The 18781-nt window shown below is 62.3% G+C and carries 18 protein-coding genes; 3 read left to right on the top strand and 15 right to left on the bottom strand.

What is annotated here, in order from left to right:
- Nucleotides 1–323 precede the first annotated feature (323 nt).
- Nucleotides 324–1070, top strand: a complete 747-nt coding sequence (locus tag AWC31_RS22795) for an IclR family transcriptional regulator (RefSeq protein WP_165766039.1) — start codon at nt 324–326, stop codon at nt 1068–1070.
- 561 nt (nt 1071–1631) lie between these two features.
- On the opposite strand, the gene AWC31_RS22790 is transcribed toward AWC31_RS22795, so the two are convergent.
- The 15 genes from AWC31_RS22790 to AWC31_RS22720 form a co-directional block, all read right to left on the bottom strand.
- A complete protein-coding gene (locus tag AWC31_RS22790) occupies nt 1632–2447 on the bottom strand; it encodes an SDR family oxidoreductase (protein WP_085146213.1) in 816 nt (271 codons plus the stop codon).
- Between the two features lie 40 nt (nt 2448–2487).
- Nucleotides 2488–4149, bottom strand: coding sequence for a long-chain fatty acid--CoA ligase (locus AWC31_RS22785; RefSeq protein ID WP_085146369.1), 1662 nt, complete (start codon nt 4147–4149; stop codon nt 2488–2490).
- A 93-nt stretch (nt 4150–4242) separates the two neighbouring features.
- Nucleotides 4243–4599 (bottom strand): VOC family protein, encoded by a 357-nt coding sequence (locus AWC31_RS22780; RefSeq protein ID WP_207626407.1) that lies wholly within the window; start codon nt 4597–4599, stop codon nt 4243–4245.
- Nucleotides 4600–4638: 39 nt separating this feature from the next.
- The gene (locus AWC31_RS22775; protein WP_085146211.1) at nt 4639–5751 is read right to left on the bottom strand and encodes a 3,4-dihydroxy-2-butanone-4-phosphate synthase; all 1113 of its coding nucleotides are present in this window, start codon (nt 5749–5751) and stop codon (nt 4639–4641) included.
- Nucleotides 5748–6269, bottom strand: a complete 522-nt coding sequence (locus tag AWC31_RS22770) for a flavin reductase family protein (RefSeq protein WP_085146210.1) — start codon at nt 6267–6269, stop codon at nt 5748–5750. Before AWC31_RS22770 ends, AWC31_RS22775 begins: the two co-directional genes overlap by 4 nt.
- A gap of 25 nt (nt 6270–6294) precedes the next feature.
- Nucleotides 6295–7050: a creatininase family protein gene (locus AWC31_RS22765; RefSeq protein ID WP_067859906.1), complete on the bottom strand. Its 756-nt coding sequence runs from the start codon at nt 7048–7050 to the stop codon at nt 6295–6297.
- An 8-nt stretch (nt 7051–7058) separates the two neighbouring features.
- A complete protein-coding gene (locus AWC31_RS22760; protein ID WP_234816956.1) occupies nt 7059–8966 on the bottom strand; it encodes an AMP-dependent synthetase/ligase in 1908 nt (635 codons plus the stop codon).
- Between the two features lie 2 nt (nt 8967–8968).
- The gene (locus tag AWC31_RS22755) at nt 8969–10228 is read right to left on the bottom strand and encodes an ABC transporter substrate-binding protein (protein ID WP_085146209.1); all 1260 of its coding nucleotides are present in this window, start codon (nt 10226–10228) and stop codon (nt 8969–8971) included.
- A 28-nt stretch (nt 10229–10256) separates the two neighbouring features.
- Nucleotides 10257–10976 (bottom strand): ABC transporter ATP-binding protein, encoded by a 720-nt coding sequence (locus AWC31_RS22750; RefSeq protein WP_067859899.1) that lies wholly within the window; start codon nt 10974–10976, stop codon nt 10257–10259.
- Nucleotides 10963–11748, bottom strand: a complete 786-nt coding sequence (locus AWC31_RS22745) for an ABC transporter ATP-binding protein (protein WP_165766038.1) — start codon at nt 11746–11748, stop codon at nt 10963–10965. Before AWC31_RS22745 ends, AWC31_RS22750 begins: the two co-directional genes overlap by 14 nt.
- Nucleotides 11748–12737 (bottom strand): branched-chain amino acid ABC transporter permease, encoded by a 990-nt coding sequence (locus AWC31_RS22740; protein WP_085146206.1) that lies wholly within the window; start codon nt 12735–12737, stop codon nt 11748–11750. Before AWC31_RS22740 ends, AWC31_RS22745 begins: the two co-directional genes overlap by 1 nt.
- On the bottom strand, nt 12734–13639 hold the full coding sequence (locus tag AWC31_RS22735; RefSeq protein WP_085146205.1) for a branched-chain amino acid ABC transporter permease: 906 nt from the start codon (nt 13637–13639) through the stop codon (nt 12734–12736). Before AWC31_RS22735 ends, AWC31_RS22740 begins: the two co-directional genes overlap by 4 nt.
- Nucleotides 13594–14400, bottom strand: coding sequence for an enoyl-CoA hydratase/isomerase family protein (locus AWC31_RS22730; RefSeq protein WP_085146204.1), 807 nt, complete (start codon nt 14398–14400; stop codon nt 13594–13596). The genes AWC31_RS22735 and AWC31_RS22730 overlap by 46 nt, the downstream gene beginning before the upstream one ends.
- Nucleotides 14401–14403: 3 nt before the next feature.
- The gene (locus tag AWC31_RS22725; protein WP_085146203.1) at nt 14404–15267 is read right to left on the bottom strand and encodes an enoyl-CoA hydratase/isomerase family protein; all 864 of its coding nucleotides are present in this window, start codon (nt 15265–15267) and stop codon (nt 14404–14406) included.
- Entirely contained in the window at nt 15264–16463 is a 1200-nt protein-coding gene (locus AWC31_RS22720; RefSeq protein WP_085146202.1) for an LLM class flavin-dependent oxidoreductase, read from the bottom strand. Before AWC31_RS22720 ends, AWC31_RS22725 begins: the two co-directional genes overlap by 4 nt.
- 331 nt (nt 16464–16794) lie before the next feature.
- Between AWC31_RS22720 and AWC31_RS22715 the strand changes: the two genes are divergently transcribed.
- On the top strand, nt 16795–17394 hold the full coding sequence (locus AWC31_RS22715) for a TetR/AcrR family transcriptional regulator (protein ID WP_085146367.1): 600 nt from the start codon (nt 16795–16797) through the stop codon (nt 17392–17394).
- 423 nt (nt 17395–17817) lie between these two features.
- Nucleotides 17818–18780, top strand: coding sequence for a thiamine pyrophosphate-dependent dehydrogenase E1 component subunit alpha (locus AWC31_RS22710; protein WP_085146201.1), 963 nt, complete (start codon nt 17818–17820; stop codon nt 18778–18780).
- Nucleotide 18781 lies beyond the last annotated feature (1 nt).

Below are 18781 nucleotides of genomic sequence, written 5' to 3'. Positions count from 1 at the left end.
GCTACGAACGGCAACTCGCGTACTGAAGACAGCCGTATGGTGTCGTTTGTGGTCCGGTGGGGACCATTCGATCACGGTGATGAGTACATTCTGCCGGAGTTCGGCATGGCCCCGGCGATTTTCTATCGTCGAGTGCTGGTGCTCGTCCGGGACGCACCACCCCCGGCGATGGGCGAATCTGATCGACAACGTGTGATCGGGCTGTGCTTAGCCAAACTCGCCGCTCTGAGCGTTCCCGATCGAACTCGCACTCGTTCGGCCGGTCACCCGCCGAACTCCTGACAACGGGAACCCAATGCCCCGTCGCACGAGAGGCCGCATACGTGCTGAACACTATCGACCGCGCGGGAAAGGTGCTCGATCTCTTCACGGCTGAGACACCTGAGTGGGGTGTGACGGCGGTTGCCGCAAGACTGCAGCTGCCGAAGTCGACGACCTTCGACGTCATGGCCAGTCTCGCAGCGATTGGTATGCTGCAACAGACTTCAGGCGACCGCTATCGACTCGGCTGGCGCGTTCTGCACATCAGTCGTCGGCTCATGAGTTCCAGCTGCCTTGACGCAAACGCGAATCGCCGCGTGGCGGTGCTCGCCCACCAGCTGTCAGCTGTGGTCACCATCGGTGCATGGGACGGCCAAGGTGTCGTCTGTATCGCAAACGCGTCAACGGACGGCACGGAGCCGATAGTCACTGACGCAGTCCATATCTCCGGTCACACCTCGGCACTCGGAAAACTGCTCATGGCGCAGCTACCGTGGCCGACGGTAGAAGAACGGATCGAACGAAGCGGATTGCCAAAGTTCACGGAGAAATCGGTGGATGACGTGAATATCTTTCGGGCCCAGCTTATCTCCGCTCGACGCGACGGCGTTGCGATGGAGTACGGTGAGACCTTCCCGGGCCAGTCGTGCGTTGCCGTAGGCATTTATCAACGTGACCACCGGGCGATTGCGGCCTTGTCGATCAGCGTGCCGACGGAACGACTGCTGAGTCGGAGTGAAGAATACTGCCGTATCGCCCGGCGGACAGCCCGTAGCCTCGTCATACAGAACGAGGTTCCGCCAGGCTGAAACGCTCATAGACCGCTTGTCAGCACGGCATGGTGGCTCTCGCGGGACACGGTGTGGCGGTGTGGGTCGGCCGGGCAAATGGGGTTGCCAGCTCCCTCGGACCCGTTGACCGCGTCACCGTGCTCACCGGCGCATCATCGTTGCGCGCGACATTGCTGCCGGTGACGTCACTTCCATGAGTGAAGGACATCCCACCCATCGCTACAGCCGCTGCCGCACCCATCACAGCCGACAGCGTCTTGACGCTTCCGATGACGCGCCGAATAGTGTTCGCTCCCATAGTGTTCTCCCATCGAGGTACCGGCCCGCCGGCACTCCGGAAGGCCATTGATAGTGACGGGAGCCACAATGCCCGTGAAATATGATGCAGGTCATCAGTTGTCCGACTATTTCGGATCCGTTTTCGTCGCCGTCTCCGCGGAGGCCGGTTGGAGTGCTTTGTATGCCAACATGTCTGGCCGCAGCATCGGCACAACGCAGATGGTCGAGGTGCCCACCGCAACGAATTCACTGTTGCCGTGCCGAATTAACTGGCAAGGAGGACTTCGTCTTCGCTAACCGTCACTGGGGTTCGGTGACATCGCGGCGCAGGGAACGCTGCACACGACGCATTCGCGCGACCCAATCGTCATAGTCCGCACCCTTGCCGCGAAACATGTCCAGGACCTCCCGGTGCGGTAGAACCATGAAGCGGTCTTCTCGTATGGCGTCGATCGTTTCCGCCGCAACCTCCGCTGCGCTGATGACCCTGCCGGACTTGATGATCGATCGCGCGCTGATTTGACTCGAGGGCCCCTGAGAGGAACGCACCGCGTCAAGGAGGGGCGTATCGACTCCCAGTGGACACACACAGCTCACGCCTATTCCGTCCTCGCTGTGTGTGATTGCGAGCCATTCGGCGAATCCGACCGCGGCGTGCTTGGTGACGGCATACCCAGCCGAACCGAGCTGAGTCAGCAGGCCGGCTGCCGATGCGACCGACACGAAGTAGCCACTGCCCCGGGTGAGCCATCCCGGCAGCAGCAGCTCCGCTGCATTGATATGAGCGCGCAGATTGATCGCAAGGATCTTGTCCCAGTCACCGGTGTCGCCGAGCCCTGTAGCACCCATGATGCCGGCATTGGCGACGAAGAGGTCGACGGACCCGAAGTGCCGTTCGGCGCCAGCGATCAAGCTTGTGATGCCGTCAACGGTGGACGCATCCGCCTGAACACTCGTTGCGGCGTCACCGATGCGCTTCGCAGCGTCCGTGGCCTTATGCTCATCGAGGTCGCCGATCACCACCTGCGCTCCATTCCTGGCTAGTTCGATCGCCAGTGCGCGGCCGATTCCTGATCCGCCGCCGGTGACGACGGCAACCTTGTTCTCGATCTGCATTCTGATCCCGTTCCCGTCACACCAGGCATGTGTTCGCTATCTAGCGGGGCAGCACGGTGACGGAGATATCGCCGGAGTGGTAGCGCTGCCTCATCAGCTTTTTGTCGTACTTGCCAACGCCTGTGCGCGCGATGGTGTCGACCACGGCCCACCGTTCGGGCAGCCACCATCGCTGCACCCGCTCGCCGAGCCAGGTCTTGAGGTCTTCGACCCGCGTGTCGGAGCCTGGGCGGAGTGTCACCAATGCGAGTGGTCGCTCATCCCAACGGGTGTCAGGTACACCGATGACGGCAGCTTCGACCACATCGGGATGTCCGACAAGAGTGGTCTCAAGGTGAACGGAACTGATCCATTCGCCACCGGACTTGATGACGTCTTTGGCTCGGTCCGTGAGCGTCAGGTATCCGTCCGCGCTGATGTGTCCGATGTCGCCCGTGTGTAGCCAGAGTTGCCGGTCGGAGTCGGTAGAGAAGTTCTCGGCATCGATGCCACGGTGGTAGCTACCGGTGATCCATGGGCCACGCACTTGCACTTCGCCGACCGATTGGCCGTCGCGGGGCAGAACAGTACCCGCGTCGTCGACGATGCGTCCTTTGGTGCCGAACAAGAATCGGCCGGTGCTGTTGAGCTTTCGCTGCTGATCGGCAGTCGGCACACCGTCGGGAGTATCGGCGATGGTGACGATCGGGCTGGTCTCAGTCATGCCCCACGCTTGGACCAGTGGTACGGCGAACTCGTCACGGTACGCGGCGACCAGGGATGCCGGCACCGCGGCGCCGCCACACAACACCCGACGCAACGAGTCGATTCGATGGCCAGGGTTGTCGCGCAACCACTGCAGCATATCGTTGAAAACCGTCGGCACACCTCCAGACAGCGTGGCACCGTGCCTTGTGATCATGTCTACGAGCGTGTCGGGTTTGAGGTGGCGGTGCGGCAATATCAGTGTTGCGCCGGCCATCAGCGATGCGTACGGAATGCCCCACGCGTTGACGTGAAACATGGGCACAATGGGAAGCACCCGGTCATGAGAGGAGATACCCGCAACGTTGGCCGTGCAGACGGCAAGGGCGTGCAAGTAGACCGACCGATGACTGTAGACAACACCTTTGGGATCCCCCGTGGTTCCACTGGTGTAGCACATTGCCGCTGCGCCGTGTTCGTCGAGCGCCGGCCACGCGAAGCTGGCGGACTGACTGTCCACGAGTTGCTCGTAGGTGACCACGTTGGGTACCAGACCTGATACCTCAGCCAGTTGAGCGTCGGTCGGATCACCGGCGACGACAAGAGCGACCAACTCCGGCATGAGCGGCAACGCCGGCCGCAGCGTGTCGAGCAGACTGGCATCGACGATGATGATCCTGTCATCGGCATGGGCCGCGATGTAGCCAAGTTGCTCAGCGGTGAGACGAATGTTGAGAGTGTGCAGGACCGCGCCGGAGCACGGCGCGGCGAGGTATGCCTCGAGGTGCTGCTGGTTGTTCCACATGAAAGTCGCAACCCGGTCACCGGCACCGATGCCGAGAGCGGCCAGCCCGTTGGCCAGCTGAGCCGCACGCGTGGCGACTTGAGCGTATGTGGCGACGCGTGCGTCGGTGTTCGGGCCTGTGTAGGTGATGACCTCGGAATCACCGAAGGTTCCATCGATCCCGTCCAGGATCGCGGTCAGCGTCAGCGGGACGTTCTGCATGGTGGCGCGCATGGTCATGGGTGTGGTTTTTCCGATCATCTGTCGCGCCCGTACGCGCGAAGTAAACAGTCAGGTTGTGAATCACACGGATATAAGGACCCGTTCTCAACTCCGGGAGGTGTAGAGCACGAACGCATTGCCCCATGGATCCTCGGCCACCGCTCGAGTTTCGTGCGGACCCGCACTGGGCGCGACACGCAATGTGCCGCCGGCGTCCAGCATCGCTTCTAAGGAGGCGTTCACATCAATTACATTGAAAGAAGCGACAATTGAAGTTCCCGCGAGATCCTCGCCCGGACCGGCGAGCGCGAGGGGGGTCCCGGCATCGAGCATCGCAAACCGCACCCCATCGACGAACTTGACGGGCAGCGTCAAAGCCCGATGGTAAAACTCAGCTGCGGCCACGACATCAGCGACCGGGTACATCACGTTGCCGATCGACGCGCGGGTGACATGTGCCATTTGCATAGGTTCCTTCGAATCCGTCAGGGGCCAATGAAATCAATGCGCTACAGCAGAGAGGCCGCGTGGTTCCGGTACGGCGGGAAGCGCGGACACGGTCAGGCCGCACGTGGAGGCCAGGCGCACATTCTCCGCGCCGGCCAAAGTCACTGCGGTGAAACCGAGCTCGATGAGCATTGCCGTAACGCAACCGTGAATCAGCTCTGATTCCGACACGGACAACCGCGGGGCAGACGTGATGGGGGGCCGCAGATACACGACAACTCCGCCGTCTGTTGCGAGACCCTCACGCCACCTGTCGAATTCGAGTCTGCAACTGCAACCAGCGGCGAGTTGTGGGTCGTGATGTACACATTCGACTACAACAGACACCACTGGATCCGCTCCGGGTGTCGAGCCACCGATGAAAACCGTATGCCGAGCGCCCGTCAGTTGGTCTTCGAAATCGACCGCCCGGACGGGCTGGCCAGCCGACTGATCCACCCGATTCTGAACGAGCAGAACCCGTTTACGACGGCCATCACCGTGATGAAGGCGGTGGTGAACGACACTGTCAATGTGCACCATCGGCAAATTGTGTCTCTGAGCGAACGCACGGATGGCGGACTCCCGCGGTAACTCGCCGTCCTCGTCCAACAGCGCAGCGGTTAGGCCCACTGGCGGGAGCCCTGCGATGACGCAAAGATCCACCGCCGCTTCGGCACTCCTTTGGCGCGTGAGAACTCCGCAGCAGGCCGTCTTCACCGGGAGGACATGACCGGGCCGCACTAAATCACTGGGACGGGAGCTTTTGCTTGCCAGCACGCGCGCGGTACGGGCGCGGTCTGTCGCGCTGATACCGGTACTGATCCCGTGCGCGGCATCTACCGCGACCGCAAACATCGGCGCTTCATCGTCGGAGTCGCCACCGCGGGCCATGGTTGGCAGGTCGAGTTCGTCTGCGCGACGTTCGGGTAGCGCCGCGCAGACGAGCCCCGACGTGAACCGCACCAGCCATGCCGTCCAATGCGGCGTGGCGTGAGCAGCGGCGATCAAGACATCGGCCACGACTCGATCGTCGGTACCGCTGAGAACGAGAACCGGAGTCCCACCGTGTAAGGCGTCAACGGCTCGATCGATAGATCGCTGTGCTGCACAACTACGCGCTGTCATGAGTCATGGCCAATTGCGAGCATTCGAAAACCGCTGTCATGAAACACCAGCGGCGGCACGCCCTCGTTCGTCGCGGCCGCCTTGACTTCGAGCAGGACCACGTCGTGGTCGCCGGCAGAAATGGACGTGGAGATCTCGCAATCGAGGTGCGCCGCGGCGTCCCTCAGCAGCACCGCATCGGTTTCCGTGGCGAACCAGGAGACCCCGGCGAATCGATCCACATTCTTGGACGCAATCTGGCGACACGCGGCTTCGTGCCGCGACGCCAGGACGGGGACACCGAGATGGCGTCCCTCAGCCAGTAGCGGCCAGGTCGTTGACGTGTGCTGTACGCAGATGGACACCAACGCCGGATCGATGGAGACCGGTGTGAACGAAGTGGCAACAATCCCGACCGGTTGTCCATCGCGCAGTGCGCACACCGCGGCGACGCCGGTCGGATAGCGACCGTAAAGTCTGCGTAGTTTCGACACATCCCGGTCAGAATCCCCAGACAAAACGGGATCGAGGGTAGTCATCGCTTGTACTCCGTTCTCGTGGATGTCACGCGCCGCGGGCGCGGGCGTAATCCGCGATGAGGGACGTCACCGCGTCGAGGCACGCCGCCCCAATCCATTCCGACGCGCCTTCCGGATCTCCCAGAACGCCGTTGGGAGACACTGCTCCAATTCCGTCTTGAAATGCGCGATCGAGTAGCTGCTGGTCCACCTTGCCGGCGTAGCCGCGGGCGAACCGGTCGAGGCGGACTCTCTGCGGATGCAATGCGAGCATCACCGATGTTTCCGCGACGTCGGCATGCCCGCCCACGTTGGCGCCCAGAGACGCCACGCTGTCCGCCGCCAATTGCCATGCGTTCAATATGGCCTCGGTATCGGAGAAGACGATGACCGTCAGCGGCGCGAGTGCTGCCGCGAGTCGCACCTCGAAGTCGCGCATTACGGGATGGTTGCCGATGTGCCCGGAGAACATGACGATTCGCTCGAATCCATGTTCGGCGAGGTGGCTGCAGTAGTCGTGACAGACCGCCTCCAGCGTGGACGCGCGAAGCGACAGGGTGCCGGTGAAGCCGAGGTGGTGCGGTGAATATCCCACGCGAACCGTCGGCAGAACCAACGCGCCCCCAAGACGGCGCGCGACCCGCACCGCGAGCTCGTCAGCATGGTCGGCATCCATCGACAGCGGTAGGTGCTGACCGTGCTGTTCCACCGCGCCCAGTGGGAGGACTGCTGTGCGTGCCCCGTCCGCGACCGCCGCGGTGATCTCGGCGCTTGTCATGAACTCGAACCGAATCTCGTCCATCGATTCCCCTAGCTCGGATTCCCGCCGGTGAAGCGCGCCTGGCGGGCAATCTCCCCCTGTTCGCCAACGTCGTACATATCGTCGACGAGGTCACTGAACGACGCGAGGATTGCGGAGCGTCGTATGGTCCCTTTGAGCGTCAACTCACCCTCGGCAGCCGACAGCAGTCGTGGCAGTACGCGGAACTTCTTCAACTGCAACGGTCTTGAGAGTTCGGAGTTGACTTCGTCGATCCACGCGGTCAACACGGCATCCCGCTCAGCGGTAGTCATGGCCCGTGCCTCTTCGCTCGGGCCGACCAGCACCGTCAGATACTTGCGTCCCTCACCCACGACGATCGCCTCATCGATGTGCGGGCTGGCCTTGAGGCGAAGCTCGATTGGCTGTGGGCTGACGGTTTTTCCTCCGCTGGTCTTGATGATGTCTTTGATCCTGCCGATGATCCGCACTTCCCCGTCGGGGGCCATCTCCACCAGATCACCTGTGCGATACCAGCCGTCATCCATCGCAGCGGCGGTCGCCTCGGGATCGTTCAGGTAACCACGGAAGAGGCATGGGCTGCGCAGCTGCAGCTCCCCCTCGCCGGAAACCCGCGCTTCCCACCGTGGATCGGGCATGCATTTCCCGATCGTTCCGGGCGCCGGGAACGCCCGATCCCACTGGGCGATAACCGATCCGCAAGTCTCTGTTGTGCCGAAAAGCTCGCGAAGGTCAAGCCCCCATGTCTGCCACAACGCTGTCACCTCGGGAGACATGCTGCCCGAGGCAGTCCAGCCGACCCTGATGCGGTCCATACCGACCTTGGCACGCAGGGGAATGAACACGCAACGGAGACAGACGTTGTAGAGACGCCTCATATACCAAGGGACATAACGATTCTTCCAGCGCATGTCGCTTACTCTGCGGGAGACCTGCATCGCTATCGCGTACTGCATGCGGAAGGCAAAACCAGACTCCGAGAGCTGCTGGAGCAGTTCTCCGGCGAGCTTCTCGTGCATCCGAGGTGGCCACAGGACCGCTGTCGGCCGCACGCCGACGAGCGCGTCCAGCCGTTGATCCATGGTGCAATAGGTAATGACGAGGCGAGTCATGATCGGGGTGAACACCCCGATCAACGCGGGCGCAACGTGTGAGAGGCCAAGGAACGCGACGAGGTCGTGCCTGACCCTGCCGACCTCCGGGTACGACATGGCGAAGGCCAGCACGGAGTACTGCAGAGTCCGATGTGTGTGGATCACACCCTTCGGCGCACCGGTAGATCCTGATGTATAGAACAGAGCCGCCGGCTGGTCGATGTCGCCCGCCCCGACCAGCGTTGCAAACAATTCCGGCTCTGCCAGGGCGAGGGATTGGCCGCGATCGCATAGTTCGCTCCAGTGCACGGACCGTACGGACGCCGGTAACCCCTGGGGTTCGGTGTCGAGACCGACCGTCGCACGCAGTCGAGGCAAGTCGTGCGCTACAGCGGCCACCTTCGCGGCGTCTGCTGCGGTTTCTGCGAAAACAACGGTGGCCTCGGAACTCTCCAGCGCCTGTTTGACTTCCGCGACTGAGCTGGTGGGGTACACACCCACGGGTACCGCACCAAGACTGAGGATCCCCAGCGCGGCGATGACCCACTCCTGCCGGGTCGCCGACGCGATGGCAACCCGGTCACCGGGCGCAGCGCCGAGGCCATGTAGACCAAGCGCGACCTCGCGTACCTGCTGGAGATACTCGCTCCAGGTGGTCGGGCGGGCGACGCCGTCCACCCAGCTGCAATAGGCAACCACGTCCGGTTCACGCTCGGCGCGGTCGCAGAGCATCTGAGCGAAAGTTCGATTCACTGCCTCGAAACCCGCCAGTGTTTTCAGCACTGGCACCTCGTCGGGTCCGGTCGACGAGGACGCCGGCGCACTCGAGTTCTGCATCTTCATATTCAGCCCAATTCCTCAGCCAGGTCATAGAGTTCGGTGCCGGTATAGCGGCGGGTGACCTGCCACTGGCCGTCGATGACCTGGAAAATGCCGTAATCGGGGGCCGCGGTGTTGGTCGAAGTGAAGTCCACCGGACCGGATGCGCCCTGGTAGTCGATTTTCTCGCCTTTGGCCAGTAGTTCGAGCCCCTCATCGACTGTGTAAACCGGCTTACCGCCCGAATCGGTGACTTTGTGCAAGTTTTCGGCGATCGCGACCCCGGTGGCTTCTCCCCCGGCCGCCATCGCCAAGATCGCCGAGACGATTGCGTCGTAGGTGAGGCCGGCCGTCGGTTGTTCGGCAATCTCGTTGCCTTCTTGCTGTCCGTACTCTTCGGTCAGCAGCTCCCGCATTCCCGCGATGGCCGGGGAATCGGCGGCCATGGGCGTCTGACCGAACGCGCCTTCCAAGTATTGAGCACCGACCTCCTTGATCAGGACCGGGTAGGTCAGCTCGGAGATGAACGACCAATTGCCGGGAAGGCGCAACCGTGCCCACTCACGCAAGATCGGCACGGCAGGTTCGACAGAGCCCGCGAGGAACACCATGTCGGGCTTGGGCTCGAACGCGCTGCGGACCTCTGGGAGGTACGAGCTTTGACCACCGTTGAACGCGACCTTCGCGACGACCTTGCCGCCGAGCTTCGTGTAGAAGTCCTCGACCCAATTAGATGTACTACGCGCAGAGTCCACGTTCTCGTACAGAATCGACAAAGTCTTGAAACCCTGATCCCAGATGTTCTTCGCCACCGTCAGACCGTCGAAGGTGTCCGGTCCGACAGTGCGGAAGGTGTATGGATTGGCTCGGGCGTCGAATTCGACCATACCTGCATACGGCGATGCGATCACCACTTCGCTTCGCTCCGCCTGATTGAGCGTTGCCATGAAGGTCCCCGATGTCGGCCCGATGATGAATTGAGCGTTGTCACTGTTGATGAGCTTGGTGACCGCACGGACTCCATCCTCGGCGTTGAACTTCTCGTCCTCGCTCACCACTTTCAGTTTGGTGCCGTTGATGCCACCGAGATCGTTGACACGGTTCACGACCGCGCGGGTCAACGAATCGACAGGGCCGCCCCAAACCGCCGCTTCTCCGGACAGCGGCGCGGCGACACCGATCACTGCCGTGCCGTCGCCGTCACCACATCCGACGAGCGCTGCCCCCGTAGCCACTGCGACGGCCATCGCCGACAGCTTGCGCACTGCCGTACCGAGTCTGTCCATCTCTCAAATCTCCTGTACCAGAACAAAATCAGGCGGTCGGAATTCGGGCGCCCAAGAAAATCTCGGCGAAGTTCGGGTCGGCCAACAGCTCCGGCCCGCTCGCCTCGTGCCGGATCTGACCTGAATCCATCAGGAACACTCGCTTGCACAAGGGGAGAATCTGGCTCGGGTGTTCCTCGATCACCCAGAGGACACCGGTCCCACCGCGCTCGATGCGACAAATCTGTTCGATCAGCGAATCGACAATCTGGGGAGCGAGACCCGTCGTTGGTTCATCGAGGATCAACAGTTGTGGTCGCATCAGCAAGGATGAGGCGATCGCGAGCTGCTGACGCTGGCCTCCGGAGAGTGTTCCCGCTCGTTGCTTGCGCCGCTCGGCAAGGATCGGAAAGGTCTCGAAGACCTCGTCGAGCCGCTCACGTGGCAGGCGCATCGCGCGCGTGACAACCTCGAGATTGTCCTCAACCGACAGTGCCCCAAAGACGTTGCGTAACTGAGGGGTATAGCCAAGGCCGCGGCGTGCCCGCTCGCGCGCGGACATCCCTTCGAGATTCTCCCCGTCGAGCGTTACAGACCCGCCGCGAGCATCGACCACTCCGGCGATGGTCTGGACGAGTGTCGTCTTACCCGCCCCGTTGGGGCCGATGATGGCGGTGATGGACCCGTGTTCGGCGCTGAGGGTGACGCCCCGGATGATGTTGTTGCGACCATATCCGCTGGTCAGATTCTCGACATCAAGCAGTGGCATGGCGCGCTCCCAGATAGGTCTCGACAACGACGGGATTGCTGATGACCTCGGCCGGCGGACCGTTCGCGATGACCCGGCCGTCGTACATGACATACAGCGCATCGGAGATCGCGTTTATGAACGACATGTTGTGCTCGATCACCAGGACCGTCATATTGTCGTCGGTGCACAGATCCCGCACGGTCATCGACAGCCGATGCTGGTCGTCGGGGTTGAGCCCAGATGACGGCTCATCCAGCATCAGCAACGACGGCGGCTCCATGAGCAGACGGGCGATCTGGAGCAGACGCCCTTGCCCAATCGACAGATCGCCTGCGCGAGTGTTCGCCAGCTCGGTCAGTCCCATGCGGTCCAGGAGATCCCAGGCACGTCCGACCAGGATGCGTTCACCGGCAGCCACACCGCGTGGTGACGCGAAGAGGCGCCAGAGACGCTCACCTGGCGCCGAGCGCGCCGAGGTGAGCAGATTCTGCAGAACCGACATGTCGGTGAAATCGGCGGTGTTCTGGAATGTCCGCTTGAGGCCCATCCGCGCAAGCCGATGCGTCGGCGCACCCGTGATGTCACGGCCGTTGAAGATAACCGCGCCCATGTCAGGCCGGAGAAACCCGGAGATCGCGTTGAACAGCGTTGTTTTCCCGGAGCCATTCGGGCCGATCAGGCCGGTAACCACGCCCGGGCTGATCTTCATCGCGACACCGTCGAGCGCCCGTAACTGGCCGAAAGTCTTTACCAGACCGGACACTTCGAGTAAGGGATCCGGGGTGGGCATCATCGGCCTCCCGCCGCGGTGGTGGCCAGCACAGGTGCCGACAGGTTGGTGGTGCCGGGTCTCGGGTAGTTGGCCAAACGCGGCCGGAACAGACCACCCGGCCAGAACAGCAGGATCAGGATTAGGACCAGTCCCTGCAGGGCATCCTGCAGACTGGCCATGACTTCAGAGGTGAGGAAGCCGGCCTCGATGTAGGTGAGCCCCTCTCGTAGGCCGAGAAGCACCACCGCGCCGAGCACCGCACCCGCGTTGCTGCCGATCCCGCCGATGATCAATGCGATGAAGACGGTGAAGGTGATGTTCACGTTGAAGAAGGTCGGCGTGAGGATCGACAAGTACCAGACGTACATGACTCCGGCCAGGCCCATAAAAAATGAGGCGAACACGAAGGCCTTGAGTTTGACCGCGTAGACGTTCACTCCGAGCGAGCGCGCAACGGCTTCGTTTTGGTTGACGGCGAGCAGGCTCCGACCGTACGCGGATTGCGTCACACGCCGGAAGACAAGGAAACTAATTCCCAGTATCACCAACACAAGTGCCGCGACATACAGTGACTGGGCTCGGCCCGGAATGCTGTCAAGACTGGGCACAGGTGCATCCAGGAGACCGCGCGCACCATTTGCGATCGCCGGCTGGTTGATGAAGAGCTGACGCATCACCTCGGCCAGTGCCAGGGCTACTACCGCGAGATACTCGCCGCCGATCCTCAGCAGGCCGCATCCCACGACGAGAGCGAGAAGCGCGGCTGCCAGACCACCGATGATGGTGCCGGCCCACCAAGGCAGGCCCAGGCCGAGAATGTAGGTATACGAACCGGATTGGGTAGGCATCACTGTGAGCGCGTAGGCGTACGCCCCGATTCCGAAGAACGCTGCCACGCCGAAGTTGACCATTCCGCCGAAACCGAACTGCAAGTTCAACGCGAGAGCTGCGACCGCATAGATGCCGATCAGGATGGCCAGCCCGCCGACAATCAGCAGAGTGCTCACGCGACACGCTCCTTCGGACCGCTGAAAAGGCCCTCGGGCCGGACGAAGACAACCAGGGCTATGGCGGCGAAGACCACCATCTGGGTGTACTCCGAGGGAATTGCCAAGGTCGCCAAGCTTGAGGTGAGACCGACCAGAATGGCGGCAAGCATCACACCGTAAATGCTGCCGAGCCCGCCGATGATCGCGGCAGCGGAGATGACCAGCACCTGATCCCAGCCGAGTTCGGGATAGATGCGTGCCGTGAGCGCAATCAGAGTCCCGGCCAGCGCCGCAAGTGCGCTGGCGACTGCCCAGGTGAGGTACTGCAGATACGAGGTGTTCACCCCCCGAATCTGTGCAAGCGCCTGATTGTTCGCCATCGCCCGCAACGCCCGGCCGCTGTAGGACTTCGAGAGCCAGAAGTGCAATGCCACAACGACTAATGCAGCGGTGCCGATGACAGCGATCTGGTCGGCGCCTGCGACCGCGACACCACCGACACTGATGGTCTTCTGCAGTGGCACATCCAGCGTCTTCACGCCGAATCCGGTGAAGAGCTCGATCATCGCGTGCAGGAAGAATGCGAGACCCACCGAGGCAATCATCGGAATATAGTGCGGGCGTTGACGCATCGGCCAAAAGATCGCTCTCGCAGTCACCACGCCCACCAATGTCGTGACGATGATCGCCAGGATGCACGACACGATCCAGTGCAACCCGACCAAGACGTTGAATCCGTACGCGCTGAAGCCACTGAGCACGATGAGCTGAGGATGCGCGATGTTCAGGAAACCCTCGACCCGGCGCAAAAGTTCGAAGCCCACCGTGGCCAGCAGCAGAACCGCGCCGCTGACCAGTCCGGCAACGACGACGATCAACACGACTGTGCCTTGTCTGCGGAAGCCCTTCGGCCACTCCATCGTTGCCGCAGCTCGCGTGCGAGCGGATCGTCGAAGTAGTCGGCGGCAGCCTTCAGCGTCCGTTGAAGGGACGCATCGTCAGTTACATCGTCCGGATCGTTGACGCTGCTCTTCAAGGCACCATAAAGCACGGGCGCCTTCGAGCCGGCGGCGCGCGCCGTTGAGACGGCCCTAGTAATCAGCGCCTTGTGATCGGCGACAAGTTCGTCGACGAGGCCGATGTCTTGAGCGTGGGCCGCGTCGAAGAGCTCACCGGACAGGATGATTCGCCGGGTGACGCGCACACCGAGCACCTTGTTGGCTCGTTGGATTCCCTTGTCCGCCGGCAGCAGTCCGTGATTGATCTCCGGAAACCCGAAGCGCGCCGAGTCGACCGCCAACACACTGTCCGAGAAGAGCGCGACCTCCATACCGCCACCAACACAATGTCCGTTGATCGCGCTGACCATCGGCCGCGGGTAGCGGTCCATCGCGACGAGCAATGCGTGGAATTCCCGCATGCGGAAAGCGATTTCGTCGGCATGCGCACCTTCGAGCTCTTTGATGTCGCCTCCGCCGCTGAAAAACCGCTCACCCTGACCGGTGAGCACGATCGGTGGCGCGTCGGGCCCGGCGCCGAGTTCCGCGAACAGGCCGGCGAGATCGTGGATGAGCTCGCGGTTCATCGCATTTGCCGGAGGCCTGTCCAGCGTGACCACCAGAACGCCATCGTGGTCAGTGGCGCGGAGGGTGGCGGACTGGCCTGTCGCGAGTGTGCTCATCGGTCACCTGGCTGCGTTCGCCGGTTGCGGTCCGAGCACAGAACGCCCTTCGCCGCGTGCGGACGGAAACTCCGGCGGGCGGCCTTCGCGGAAGGCCTGCCGGGCCTCGAAATAGTCTGCGCTCGCGAATCCGATGACCTCCAGAGCAGCGGAAAGCTCGTGCTGCGGAAGGGCGTTGGTGAGCCATCCGGTGTTCAGCGACCGCTTGGTCCAGCGAATCGCCTGCTGCGAGCCCTGCGCGAGTTCGTCAGCGATCTCCAGTGCGCGATCCAGCACATTCTCCTTCGGCACGGCGAGACTCACCAAGCCGATTCGTTCGGCCTCGATGCCGGTCATGCTCGCCGAAGTCAACTGGTAGTACTTCGTCTTGGCCATCCCCACGAGCAACGGCCAGATGAGCGAACTATGGTCGCCGGCGACCACACCGACGCGGGTGTGTCCGTCTCGAAGCAGTGCATCCTCGGCAGCCACGCTGATGTCGGCCAGAAGCGCCATCGACAAACCCCAGCCAACGGCCGGGCCGTTGATCGCCGAGATGAGCGGCTTGTCCATGTTGAGGATGGCCGTGATCCGCCTGCGCTCGCCCTCCATGAGCGCCACCGCTTCGTCCAGCGAGGGCTCCGGCTGGCGCACGTCCATGCCGGTGCAGAAGCCACGGCCCGCGCCCGTGATGACGGCAACCCGAGTGTCCGGGTCTCGGTCGACATCCACCCAGATGTCCGACAGATGATCGAACATCGGCATCGTCAAGGCGTTGAGCCGGTCGGGTCGGTTGATCGTGATGAGCAGTACGCCGTTGGGCTTGCGCTCGATCAGGATTTCCTCGGGGTAGCGGCTGAAGATGTCGTCAGCGGCCAATTTGCTCATCGGGTCTCTCCTACTGTGACAACACTTTTGTGGGAATTCGATTGGGATTTCGACTCTTCGAACGCTTCGAGCTCCGCATAATGAGCGGGCCGGGCCGTGCGGATGTCGGCCAGAATCGCGTCAGCGGGCCGCACCACCGCCCGCGGGTTCTTGAACCTGGGGATGACGTACTTGCCGAAGAGCTCGATCGACTTCATCAGTTCCTTGTGCGGGAGGCCGTCGATTCTCATGACGATCGCGTCTGCGCCAAGGTCGGCGAACCGCTGCACCTGTGCCGCACAGTCATCCGGGTCGCCCACGATGAACCCGGACGAGTCCTCGAACATGTACCGCTCATCGTCGAAGTCGACGTTTCGCACCGCACCCATGTACTGGTAGTCGGCCGACAACTTGGACAGGCGCTCATACGCGTCGGTCGAAAGAGCCACCGTCTCCTTGAGATTCCGTGCCCACTTGAGGGCTTCCGCACGCGTCTCGGCACAGTGCATCCCGCCTCCGACCGCGACGAGCTTCTGCGCTTGGAGCGGATAGGAGTGCGTAGCGCCGTCGAGGGCCTCGTCGTAGATGCGCAACATGCTCTCGACAAACTCGAAGCCCAAGTAGAAGCCACCCACGATCGCTCCGATGCCGAGCTCGGCGGCCTTGCGAACCGACTCGGGACTACCGGCAGCCATCGAGATGGGGGGATACGGATGTTGAATTGCCTTGGGTACGAGGCTTCGCGGCGGGATCTTGTAATGCTCGCCGACGTAGGAGAACACGTCATTGTGCAGGGCCCGGCGAATAACCTCCAAGCCTTCGATGAGCTGTGCCTTGTTCTCGCTTGGCTCAACTTCGAAGGCGCGCAGCGCGAGTGTCGTGTTCCCGCGCCCAACTCCGAGTTCGACTCGGCCGCTGGACAGGATGTCTTCTGTTGCCAACCTCTCGGCGACGCGAAGGGCATGGTTGATGCGCGTGGGCAAGAGAGTGACCAAGTGCATGAACCGGATGCGCTTGGTCAGCGCCATCAGGTAGGGGTAGATGACCTCGGGTGCGGAGGTGGTCGCCGTACCGATCGCGACGTGCTGCTCGGATGTCCCGAACGCGTCGAACCCCACCTCCTCGGCAAGTAGGACTTCGTCCACGAGCTCCCGGTAGCGGTGCTCATGGGTATGCCCCGGGACCGTCTCGCCTTCGCTCATGAATATGAACCGCATATTCACACCACTTTCCACTAGGTGAACGCTTCTTAACGTAAGGCGCATCACGTCGGTTGTCAACGCCAGCCAACGAACCAGCCATCAGCCCAGTCCAGATGATGCATATACGCTGTTTAACGCATTGTTAACCGGCCACCGCCCGACCGATTCGTCATCTCTCCGACACCTCTCCAGCAGAAGGTGGACTCTTGGAGAGATTAATGATCATTAATGTGGCTGCCTCGCTTCGTCTGCCATAGCGGCTCTAACGCCGCTATTACATGGTCTGCACTGCTCCACCGCTTCCTGGTTGCGGCAGCGTCTACCCACCGTGGTTATGTTGTTGGCCATGACCACTGACGATGCGGCGCACGAGCCGTCCACCGGCACCTCACGCCGAGATGTGTTGCTCAAGGTGGCCGCCGACTTGTTCCTGCGAAACTCCTACGACGGAGTCACCGTGGACATGATCTGCACCGCGGCCGGAATTTCCGGGCCGGGTCTCTACAACCACTTCGAGAACAAACAGGCTCTATTGATCGCCGTAGTGGAGAGCCCCCTGGCCGCCCTGCATCAGTTCGCCAGGGAAACCGCGGAGTCGGAGCCCGATCCACGCGCCGCACTGGAGATCCTCGTCGACTTCCACATCAGAAGCGTCATCGGCGCAGCTCCGACGACGCTGATCTTCATGAAGAACGAACATGCCCTGCCGGAGAAGGATCGGCGCCGTATCCGACGCGAGATGAATCTCTATGCCGAGGAATGGATTTCGATAGTTTCCATATTGCGGCCCGATCTGTCCGAACCAGAAGTGAGACTGCTCACCCAGGCAGTGTTCTCGATGCTCAATGTGGTGGCAACGCTGAACAAGGGCCTGGACCAGGAATCGATCGTCAAAACGATGTCGACCGCAGCGATCAAGGCGCTCACCTCACCCAGCGAAGAATGACATACCGGCCAGCCAAGCGCTCGTGTTAAGAGATTTCGCTGCCGGAATTCCTCATAGCGCTCCACTTTTCGCCGTGGCACGGTGGCGTGGTACCCCATACGCCTAAGCTCAGTTCCATTTCATGGGGTTTGCGCTGCTCTGCCCACGACGTTCATCGCGGCGATCAATGCCCCTCGGCTGCCGGGACGGCGCGCGATGGCCGCGTCGATGTCCGTGCTCGCGGGGTGGCCCGACGTGACAGCTCGACCATCCAGCCAGTACCTATGGGTTCTGGTCGCGCGTTGCAATCTCTTGCAACGGTAGTGACCGCGCTCTCATCTCCATAGCATCTGTGACCGCGACCGGCGCCGGCGAGATCCACCGCGCGGCGTCGGTATCGAGGCACCGGCCAGAGCAGCTCTGGCCGAATTGCGAAGGAGAGACATGGCGTTGACCAAGCCGGAGTTGCTACACGCATATCGCAAGATGGCCGAGATCAGGGCATTCGAGGATCGCTTGCACGAAGAGAACGCAACGGGCGATATTCCGGGGTTCATCCACCTGTACTCGGGTCAAGAGGCGATCGCGGTCGGTGTATGCGAGAACCTCGGTGATCGTGACTACATCGGCTCGACGCACCGCTGGCACGGGCACTGTATCGCCAAGGGCTGCGACATCCGGGCAATGATGGCCGAGATCTTCGGCAAAGACGATGGCTTGTGTCACGGTAAGGGCGGCTCGATGCACATCGCCGATCTGTCCGTCGGCATGCTGGGAGCGAACGCGATCGTCGGCGGCGCCCCGTCTCTTGCGATCGGCGCCGCGTTGACCGCCAAAAATCTTGGAAACGGCGGTGTGGCAGCAAGTTTCACCGGCGATGGCGGGTCGAATCAGGGAACTGTGTTCGAAGCCATGAACATGGCGGTCGTGCTGGACCTGCCGATCGTCTTCGTGATCGAGAACAACGGCTACGGTGAGGCCACCGGACGCGATTACGCCGTCGGGACGACCAGCATCGCCCAGCGGTCCGCGTCCTTCGGCATGCCCGCAACCACCGTGGACGGGACCGACTTCTTCGCCGTGTACGACGCCACCCGCGAGGCGGTGCAGCGTGCCCGAAGCGGCGGAGGCCCCTCCACGATCGAGGCCGTAGCGCACCGATTCCACGGCCACTTCGAGGGCGACGCCCAGTTGTACCGGACGCCCGAGCAAGTCGCCGAGCTACGCACCACCGACGACCCACTACAGAAGTTCCGCGCATCGGTCGCGAAGACCATAGATGCTGACGAACTCGACGAGATCGACCGGGCAGCTCGTGAGCTTGTCGACACAGCCGTGGCCGAGGCCCGCGCCGCCGCCTATCCGCCGGTATCCAGCCTGCTCACCGACGTCTACGTCGCGTACTGAG

Source organism: Mycolicibacterium wolinskyi (assembly GCF_002101965.1).
Taxonomy (GTDB): domain Bacteria; phylum Actinomycetota; class Actinomycetes; order Mycobacteriales; family Mycobacteriaceae; genus Mycobacterium; species Mycobacterium wolinskyi.
This window is presented reverse-complemented; position numbering and strand designations above follow the sequence as displayed.

Excerpts from the sequence above, each read along its gene's own strand:
- AWC31_RS22790 (WP_085146213.1), bottom strand. The coding sequence starts at position 2,447 with ATGCAGATCGAGAACAAGGTTGCCGTCGTCACCGGCGGCGGATCAGGA.
- AWC31_RS22785 (WP_085146369.1), bottom strand. The coding sequence starts at position 4,149 with ATGCGCGCCACCATGCAGAACGTCCCGCTGACGCTGACCGCGATCCTG.
- AWC31_RS22780 (WP_207626407.1), bottom strand. The coding sequence starts at position 4,599 with ATGGCACATGTCACCCGCGCGTCGATCGGCAACGTGATGTACCCGGTC.
- AWC31_RS22775 (WP_085146211.1), bottom strand. The coding sequence starts at position 5,751 with ATGACAGCGCGTAGTTGTGCAGCACAGCGATCTATCGATCGAGCCGTT.
- AWC31_RS22770 (WP_085146210.1), bottom strand. The coding sequence starts at position 6,269 with ATGACTACCCTCGATCCCGTTTTGTCTGGGGATTCTGACCGGGATGTG.
- AWC31_RS22765 (WP_067859906.1), bottom strand. The coding sequence starts at position 7,050 with ATGGACGAGATTCGGTTCGAGTTCATGACAAGCGCCGAGATCACCGCG.
- AWC31_RS22760 (WP_234816956.1), bottom strand. The coding sequence starts at position 8,966 with ATGAAGATGCAGAACTCGAGTGCGCCGGCGTCCTCGTCGACCGGACCC.
- AWC31_RS22755 (WP_085146209.1), bottom strand. The coding sequence starts at position 10,228 with ATGGACAGACTCGGTACGGCAGTGCGCAAGCTGTCGGCGATGGCCGTC.
- AWC31_RS22750 (WP_067859899.1), bottom strand. The coding sequence starts at position 10,976 with ATGCCACTGCTTGATGTCGAGAATCTGACCAGCGGATATGGTCGCAAC.
- AWC31_RS22745 (WP_165766038.1), bottom strand. The coding sequence starts at position 11,748 with ATGCCCACCCCGGATCCCTTACTCGAAGTGTCCGGTCTGGTAAAGACT.
- AWC31_RS22735 (WP_085146205.1), bottom strand. The coding sequence starts at position 13,639 with ATGGAGTGGCCGAAGGGCTTCCGCAGACAAGGCACAGTCGTGTTGATC.
- AWC31_RS22730 (WP_085146204.1), bottom strand. The coding sequence starts at position 14,400 with ATGAGCACACTCGCGACAGGCCAGTCCGCCACCCTCCGCGCCACTGAC.
- AWC31_RS22725 (WP_085146203.1), bottom strand. The coding sequence starts at position 15,267 with ATGAGCAAATTGGCCGCTGACGACATCTTCAGCCGCTACCCCGAGGAA.
- AWC31_RS22720 (WP_085146202.1), bottom strand. The coding sequence starts at position 16,463 with ATGCGGTTCATATTCATGAGCGAAGGCGAGACGGTCCCGGGGCATACC.
- AWC31_RS22715 (WP_085146367.1), top strand. The coding sequence starts at position 16,795 with ATGACCACTGACGATGCGGCGCACGAGCCGTCCACCGGCACCTCACGC.
- AWC31_RS22710 (WP_085146201.1), top strand. The coding sequence starts at position 17,818 with ATGGCGTTGACCAAGCCGGAGTTGCTACACGCATATCGCAAGATGGCC.